Genomic DNA, 6,891 nt, shown 5'->3' on the forward strand with positions numbered 1-6,891 from the left:
CGCCTGCTACTAAACAGGCGTTTTTACTTTTTAATCCAAACTGTTTAGCTGAGTTGTTTAACTCAAAATCAAGCTATCGTCTTCAACCTTTTCACCGCGTGTTTGCTCAAACATATCGAGAAGATCATGGACGGTCATGCCGCGACGAATATCGCCTGCGACATCTAATACCACTTGCCCTTGATGTAGCATAACGGTACGCGTACCATGCGCTAAAGCCTGCTGCATGGAGTGGGTGACCATCATAGTAGTGAGATTATTGTCTGTCACAATCTTATCAGTCAGCTCTAATACAAAAGCAGCCGTCTTAGGATCAAGGGCAGCAGTATGCTCATCTAACAATAAGATCTTAGAAGGCTGTAATGATGCCATCAGCAAACTAACCGCCTGACGTTGTCCACCTGATAACAATCCCATACGGTCAGTTAGACGCTTCTCTAGCCCTAATTTTAGTACAGACAGCTTCTCTCGGAACAAGTCACGGTTGCTTTGGTTCAAAGCAAAATTTAATCCACGTTTACCGCCACGCTTATAGGCGAGTGCCATATTCTCTTCAATAGTCAAGGCCTCACAAGTACCCGCCATCGGATCTTGAAACACGCGAGCAACCCAATGAGCGCGCTGATGAGCAGTTTTTTTGGTGACGTCAATGCCATTTAATAGTATTGAGCCACTATCAACTCGTGTAGTACCACTGACTGCATTCAAAAAAGTTGATTTACCAGCACCATTGGTACCGATAACCGTGACAAACTCGCCATCAGCGATGTTTAAATTGATACCGCGTAGGGCAGGGTTTTCGATAGGCGTGCCTGGGTTAAAAGTTAACCGTAAATCTGTGGCTTGCATCATAATCGTGGTTCCTTGTCATCTCTTTAAGCTAAAAGCTTCTTCAAGCTTGTATGGCTATCTTAGGCATCATCAAGCGCGAACTCTACGAGATAAAAACTTAGTTTTGGCTTTTGGCAATACTAATGCCAATACGACGAGTAAAGCAGTAATCAAGTTCAAGTCTTGTGGACCAAAGCCAATACTACGCAGCGTATCGCTTGATAACGCAACCTGAATAAACAACTTATACAGTACTGCGCCAACGATTACAGCAAAAGTAATGAGCCAAATGCGTTTGGCAGGAATAATGGTCTCACCAATGATCACTGCTGCTAAACCAATGACAATAGTACCGATACCGATAGAGATATCTGCACCGCCTTGCGTCTGTACAAACAGTGCCCCAGCCAAAGCGATCAAACCATTAGAGACTGCCATACCGATAATAGTCATCCAAGAGGTGTTGATACCTTGTGCTTGTGCCATACGAAGGTTGGAGCCAGTCGCACGCATAGACAAACCAGTTTCGGTGCTATAAAACCAATCTAACAGTAGCTTGGCAACCAAGATGACCACGCCAATAATCAGGCAGCGCATCCAATAACCATTGCCATCAGTCACAAGTGAGCTAAATACAGTAGTTTCGCCAAGCAGTGGTAGGTTTGGTGCACCCATAATACGCAGGTTGACAGAATACAAAGCAACCATAACCAAAATACTAGCAAGTAGCTGTAAAATACCTAGCTTGACATGCAACCATGCAGTGACGATACCAGCGACTGACCCTGCCAGCATACCAAAAACACATGCCAGCCATGGATTAATACCAGCGACGATGGAGATACCAGCGACCGCGCCACCTAACGGAAAACTTCCATCAGCGGTTAAGTCAGGAAAATCAAGGGTACGAAACGAGATTAGCACACCAAGTGCTACAAGGCCGTAAATCAGACCACTTTCAAGCGCACCAAAAAAAGCGATTAAAGACATAAGAGATCAGTAAGTCATAACCAAGCGTTTGACGAAACGTATTCTAATGATGGATGTGTAGGATCATGGCATACGCCAGTACTATCTATCCCATCAACATAGGAGTTAATGTTCGCTAAACGTCTAAGTGGTGAATTTAACAGATTAAGCAATCTGCGGTTAGGGTAAATCAAAACATGTCGTAATTGAACATCAAAGCAGACGATAATTTGCGTTGTTCATTATGCATGTTATTATCGCCTGTTTTAGGGTTTTAATTTTAGGCAGACTACAAAGGTGCGCTATTCTACCACTTCTTTTGCTTGGTCAATAACTGCTTGTGATAAGGTAATACCTTGCTCTTCTGCATGTGTTGGACTGACATACAAATCAAGCATTTGCGGTGTATATACAGGAATAGCGCCTGCTGCTTCACCATTTAAGATACGTACTACGATTTTACCAGTCTCGCGGCCAAGATCGTAATAATTCACGCCCAAAGCTGCAACAGCACCGCGCTCAACTGAGCTGGTATCTGAGGCAATTAATGGAATCTTACTCTCTTTTGCGATTTGGTATAATGACTCGTAAGCTGATACTACATTGTTATCGGTTGAGGTATAGATTGTATCGACCTTACCCTCAAGACTACGTGCCGCCATCGCAATATCGTTACTACGCTGAGCTGGCGCTTCATGCACGTTGATACCAAGTGGCGTCAATTTCTCTTTTAAGTTTTTCAAAATGATGGTCGAATTGACTTCACCTGGACTATAGACGTAACCGACGTCTTTAAGGTCCGGTATAATCTGGCGCATTAAGTCAATTTGTGGCTCATAGGGTAAGGCATCTGATGCACCTGTAACGTTAGTGCCAGAGCCATCAAGCTTAGATACTAGTTTGGCTGCTACTGGGTCAGTCACTGCTGAAAATACCATTGGGATACTGCTGGTAGAGGCTGCAACAGACTGAGCAGATGGGGTTGCAATAGCAACGATAACGTCTGGCTCGTCTGCGACAAACTGCTTAGCAATCTGTCCTGCTGTTGCCGTATTGCCCTGTGCGCTTTGGAAGTTGACCGCTAAGTTTTCACCGTCTTTAAAACCCGCGTCATTTAACTCGTCAATGACACCTTTACGCACATCATCAAGTGCTGGGTGCTCGACAATGGCGGTAATAGCGACAGTCTTCATTGCGGTAGCGTCGTCGCTAGTAGCAGCACCATCAGTTGCACTAGTATCTTGTGCTGATTGGTTACAGCCAGTCAAGATAGCAGTACACATACTGCCTAATAACAAGGCTTTACTAAAATTAAAACGACCAAAACGGTTTTGATAAAACATGGGTCTCACTCCTAAAATAATAGTGTGTCCGTACACTATATAAATAATTGACGTGCTGATTGTTATCTTACTACTTTTTATTTGGTATCGACATCAGTATCAGTGTTGATGGCATTTTTGAGTAAATCTGCTGATAAGCTCACTCCTTGCTCAGCTGCATGCTTTGGACTTGCATATAAGGTTAAGGTGTTCATAACCTCAGGCTTAATAGTATCGACCGCTTCGCCATTTAGTACTCGATAAACCATTTTGCCAGTAGTACGGCCAAAATCATAGTCATTTACCCCAAGTGCTGCTGTCGCACCGCGTCTGACACTGAACTCATCTGAAGCAATAATTGGTATATCAAGCTCGTTCGCTGCGCCTGCCATCGCCTCGAATGCAGACACGACATTATTATCTAATGAAGTATAAATGACGTCAGCGCGGCCAGCAAGACTGCGTGTCGCCATGGCAACGTCAGTTGGGCGATTGGCTGTTACATCTAGTATTTTGAGTCCACGTGCTGAGGCGGCCTCCTTAAGCTGATTAAGCACGACTACAGAGTTGACCTCACCTGGGCTATAGACGTAGCCAATGGTTTTTGCATCAGGGACAATTTTTTGAATGTTTTCTAGCTGCGGCTCTATAGGCAATTGGCTGGATAAACCTGTCACGTTGGTTTGAATGGGAACGCCCTTGTCATCGATAAGTTTGGCTGCCACAGGGTCTGAGATAGCAGTATAAACAACTGGAACGGTTTTGGTTGACGCCACGATTGACTGAGCAGATGGCGTTGAGATGGCTACGATGGCATCTGGATTGTCGCCTGCAAACTGCTTAGCGATCTGCCCTGCTGTCGCCGTATTACCTTGCGCACTTTGGAAGTTAACGGTTAAGTTTTGACCTTCGACATAGCCGTTATCTGCCAACTCATCGATAATGCCGCGACGCATCTCATCTAGTGATGGATGTTCGACGATTTGAGTGATGGCTAATGTCTTGGCAGGCTTGTCAGCATCAGCTCCTGGACTTTCATTGGTCGCTGTTGCAGTATCAGTGGAGTTTGAGCAGCCCATCAATCCAAGGACAGTGCTGATAGCAGCACCATATAGGCTTAAGCGTAAGGTAGAAGCAATAGTCATTATTAGATTAACTCATAAGTTGTATCAATTCCAAAAACCAGATTCATCAAGCCTAATTATGTAGTGCTTGCACTCGTCTTCGTTATATTTGATCTTTAAGATATTATTGGAAAATGCAGGTTAGCCAGTTCGATGCTATATTGATATCAAGATAGCAGGCTAACAACAGAGCAATCGTTCCGTCGATCGTTATGTTCATATTATGACAGTAATGTAAGTTATCGCAATAAAAAATTAAAGCGTATTCGTCATAGGTGTTATTAAACAATGCTGTGGTACTTTTATAGAGCAATATAAAGCGATTTTTAGTCGCTATACTATAAAAAAACCATAAAAAAAGATGCCAATAGTGACATCTTTTTTATTGTCTGACATTGTACTTAAAACTTACGCTAAGGTATCGCCAACGACACAGTCATCAGGCAAAGTAACGACCGTTAGCCCGGTCTTTGGATCGCCAGTCGATAACACCATGCCTTCTGAGACACCAAACTTCATCTTTCGCGGGGCAAGATTGGTCACACAAATCACCTTTTTATCAGCCAGTTGCTCAGGCTCATAAAACTTACGAATGCCACTAAACACATTGCGCGGTTTGTCTTCGCCGACATCTAAGGTAAATTGTAGTAGCTTGTCCGCGCCTTCGACGTGATTGCACTCTAAAACATGTGCCACTTTCATCTCAACTTTGGCAAAATCTTCGATGCCGATATAATCCCCTTGCTCAGTATCAGTCTTGGCTGCCTGCGTGTTTTTGTCTGCTTTGCTGTCACAGTTGACATCTGTATCGTTAGCAACTGGTATAGCGGCTTGAGCCAAAGATTCCTTTGATGCCTCAACCATCGCCTCGATATCTTTTTCTTCGATACGCTGCATTAAAGGTTTAAATTTATTGATTTTGTGACCCAGTAGCCATTCATTGCGGCTGGCAAAGCTTAAGTCTTCAATATTCAAAAACGTTTTGGCATTGGCCGTCAGCTCAGGTAATACTGGCGCAAGATATACCATTAATTGACGGAAGATGTTAATCGCCACCGAGCAGACGTCCTGAACTTCTTGCTCAGTGCCCTCGATCTTGGCAAGTGACCAAGGTTTCTTTTCGTCGATATACTCATTGGCTTTATCCGCACATTGCATAATCAAACGCATGGCACGTGAAAATTCACGATTCTCATAAGCGGCAGCAATTTCATCACCGGTTTTGGTGATATCTTCTAGCAACGTTGACTCTACGCAAACGTCCGACAGCATCCCGTCATATTTTTTAACAATAAAGCCGGCACTGCGACTGGCAATATTAACCACTTTACCCACCAAGTCAGAGTTGACCTTTTGCATAAAGTCTTCTAAATCAAGGTTGATGTCCTCGACTTTATCAGACAATTTACTGGCAAAGTAGTAACGCAAATACTCAGGATGTAAGTGCTCAGCGTAAGTTTCGGCTTTGATAAAGGTGCCGCGTGACTTACTCATTTTTTCGCCATTGACCATTAAGAAGCCGTGGGCAAAAACGCCGGTTGGGGTACGGAACTCGCTGCCGGCTAGCATAGCTGGCCAAAACAAAGCATGGAAATACACGATATCTTTACCGATAAAATGGTAAACCTCAGTTTTGTGCTCGTTCTCTTGCGCCCAGTAACGATCAAAATCAAGCGCTTGCTCTGTACCTTCACGCTTATCGCATAGGTTTTTAAAGCTCGCCATGTAGCCGACTGGCGCATCTAGCCATACATAAAAGTATTTGTCCGGCTCGACGCTTGGCGTATCTGGGATTTGGAAACCAAAGTAGGGCGCATCACGTGAGATATCCCAACTGGCAAGCCCAGCTTCGAACCACTCTTGGAGTTTGTTGGCGACCGATACTTGCAGGCGATTATCACTACGCGTCCAATCTTTTAAAAACTGCTCAAATTCTGGCAAGTCAAAGAAATAATGCTTTGAGGTTTTTAGCACAGGTGTGGCATTAGACAACGTCGAGTATGGATTTTTGAGATCTGTCGCGTCATAAGTCGTGCCGCATACTTCACAGTTATCACCATATTGATCCAGCGCACCGCACTCAGAGCATTCTCCTTTGACAAATCGATCGGCCAAAAATAACTGCTTTTCAGGATCAAATAACTGTTCAACGTCTTTTGTACTGATATGCCCTGCGCTATTAAGTCGGCGATAAATCAGCTCAGAGAAATGTTTGTTTTCTTCTGAATGAGTGGTGTGATAATTGTCAAAGTTAATCAAAAACTTAGCAAAGTCCGCTTCATGCGAGGCTTTAACTGAGGCAATCTGCTCCTCTGGCGTGATGCCATTGGCTTCAGCTTTTAGCATGATTGCCGTACCATGTGCGTCATCCGCGCAGACATACGTAACCTGATGGCCTTGTGCCTTCATCGCACGCGCCCAAATGTCGGTCTGAATATATTCTACAAGATGCCCCAAATGGATATAGCCATTGGCGTAGGGCAGCGCACTTGTTACTAAAATCTCACGCACTTTTGTCACCTATACTTTTATATAAACGGGTTAGTTATCATCATCGCACGCTATTTATGGCGGGCGGACGCGATGTTATCAATGGTAAAGCTTTTAAAAAAGGAAAAATTTAAAAAAGGTTTAAAATGGGTTTT

Annotated in this window: 5 protein-coding genes; all 5 read right to left on the bottom strand. The window is 43.9% G+C overall.

Annotated features, from left to right (window positions below):
* Positions 1-57 precede the first annotated feature (57 nt).
* A complete protein-coding gene (locus tag PENNN9_RS09320; RefSeq protein WP_058369424.1) occupies positions 58-852 on the bottom strand; it encodes an ABC transporter ATP-binding protein in 795 nt (264 codons plus the stop codon).
* 69 nt (positions 853-921) lie between these two features.
* Positions 922-1,821: an ABC transporter permease gene (locus PENNN9_RS09325; protein ID WP_058369425.1), complete on the bottom strand. Its 900-nt coding sequence runs from the start codon at positions 1,819-1,821 to the stop codon at positions 922-924.
* 281 nt (positions 1,822-2,102) lie between these two features.
* The gene (locus PENNN9_RS09330) at positions 2,103-3,143 is read right to left on the bottom strand and encodes an ABC transporter substrate-binding protein (protein ID WP_058369426.1); all 1,041 of its coding nucleotides are present in this window, start codon (positions 3,141-3,143) and stop codon (positions 2,103-2,105) included.
* Positions 3,144-3,220: 77 nt separating this feature from the next.
* Positions 3,221-4,267 (bottom strand): ABC transporter substrate-binding protein, encoded by a 1,047-nt coding sequence (locus tag PENNN9_RS09335; protein ID WP_058369427.1) that lies wholly within the window; start codon positions 4,265-4,267, stop codon positions 3,221-3,223.
* Positions 4,268-4,654: 387 nt separating this feature from the next.
* Complete coding sequence (gene metG, locus PENNN9_RS09340) at positions 4,655-6,757, bottom strand: methionine--tRNA ligase (RefSeq protein WP_256713821.1); 2,103 nt, start codon at positions 6,755-6,757, stop codon at positions 4,655-4,657.
* Positions 6,758-6,891 lie beyond the last annotated feature (134 nt).

It is taken from the genome of Psychrobacter sp. ENNN9_III (genome assembly GCF_001462175.1).
In the GTDB taxonomy this organism is placed as follows: Bacteria; Pseudomonadota; Gammaproteobacteria; order Pseudomonadales; family Moraxellaceae; genus Psychrobacter.